The organism is Bacillus cereus group sp. MYBK14-1 (assembly GCF_051916885.1).
GTDB lineage: Bacteria > Bacillota > Bacilli > Bacillales > Bacillaceae_G > Bacillus_A > Bacillus_A cereus.
The window spans coordinates 1-1,657 of record NZ_JBQAHM010000050.1; the positions used below are offsets into that span (position 1 = coordinate 1).

Consider the following 1,657-nt stretch of genomic DNA (forward strand, 5'->3'; position numbering starts at 1 on the left):
CATGCCCATCAACTTAAGAAATTTTACTACCCCCAATTGTCAAAAAACGTTATTCTTTCTACAAAACTAACTAGAAAGGATGACGTTTTTTATGAATCTTTCGATTCAAGATGAACTACAACTATTTTCTGAAGAGCTGTATAGTCATTTAACCCCTTCTCTTTTGGAAGAACTCGCAAAAGAATTAGGTTTTGTAAAAAGAAAACGAAAGTTTTCAGGAAATGAATTAGCGGCCATATGTATTTGGGTAAGTCAACGCACAGCGAGTGATTCTCTCATTCGACTATGCAGTCAATTACACGCAGCTACAGGCACTCTTATGAGTCCAGAAGGACTCAATAAACGCTTTGATAAAAAAGCGGTTGAATTTTTGAAATATATATTTTCTGTATTATGGAAAAGTAAACTTTGTAAAACATCAGCCATTTCAAGTGCAGCACTCATGTATTTTCAGCGAATTCGTATTTTAGATGCGACGATTTTCCAAGTACCGAAACATTTAGCTCATGCATATCCTGGGTCAGGTGGTTGTGCACAAACAGCCGGTATAAAAATTCAATTAGAATACGACTTACACAGCGGACAGTTTCTAAACTTTCAAGTAGGACCAGGAAAGAATAATGATAAAACTTTTGGTACGGAATGTTTAGTTACCTTACGACCAGGAGATTTATGTATTCGTGATCTAGGTTATTTTTCATTGGAAGACTTAGATCAAATGGATCAACGTGGTGTGTACTATATATCAAGGCTGAAATTAAACCATACGGTGTATATGAAAAATCCATCTCCCGAATACTTTCAAAATGGGACAGTAAAAAAACAATCACAGTATATCCAAGTTGATTTAGAACACCTGATGAACACGTTAAAACCAGGACAAACGTATGAAATAAAAGAAGCGTATATTGGAAAGGAACAAAAACTATTCACAAGAGTGGTTATCTATCGATTAACAGAAAAACAATTGCAGGAGCGTAGAACAAAACAAAGCTATACAGAAAGTAAAAAAGGGATTACATATTCAGAGAAAAGCAAACGATTAACTGGGATAAACATATATGTTACGAATACTCCTTGGGAGATTGTTCCGATGGAACAAATACATGACTTTTACTCCCTCCGATGGCAAATAGAAATCATCTTTAAAACGTGGAAATCCTTATTTCAAATTCATCACTGGCAAAATATTAAACAAGAGCGTTTAGAATGCCATGTGTATGGAAAGCTCATCGCGATTTTCCTATGTTCCTCTACCATGTTTAAGATGCGTCAACTTCTGTTGCAAAAGAAGAAAAGAGAACTAAGTGAATATAAAGCAATTGGGATGATTCAAGATCATCTATTTCTGTTATTTCAAGCAACACAGAAAAACACCCAAGCAATAACAAAGATTTTTATCCGCCTGTTTACCCTACTAAAGAAAAATGGCCGGAAATCTCATAGATATGAGAAGAGAACTGTCTTTGATATTATGGGTGTTATCTATGAGTATAGTGGATTTAGAAAACAAAAGAAAGTCGCATAACTTTTAAAAACAATACCTAATTAGGTTTATTTAGCATGCTTATTTTTAAGGACAAAAACTGTTTTAAGAGTTTTTTAGTTTATTTGAACGAAAGTTCATTTTATTTTTGTTCTTAAGTTGATGGGCATG

At 34.0% G+C, this 1,657-nt stretch carries 1 protein-coding gene; it reads left to right on the top strand.

Annotated features, from left to right (window positions below; all coding sequences use genetic code 11):
• Positions 1 to 91: 91 nt before the first annotated feature.
• The gene (locus tag ACTFR3_RS30475) at positions 92 to 1,528 is read left to right on the top strand and encodes an IS4 family transposase (RefSeq protein ID WP_440037366.1); all 1,437 of its coding nucleotides are present in this window, start codon (positions 92 to 94) and stop codon (positions 1,526 to 1,528) included.
• The last annotated feature ends 129 nt before the right edge of the window (positions 1,529 to 1,657 follow it).

What these genes read in the sequence shown, in the direction of transcription:
- ACTFR3_RS30475 (WP_440037366.1), top strand. Translation starts at nt 92, where the DNA reads ATGAATCTTTCGATTCAAGATGAACTACAACTATTTTCTGAAGAGCTG.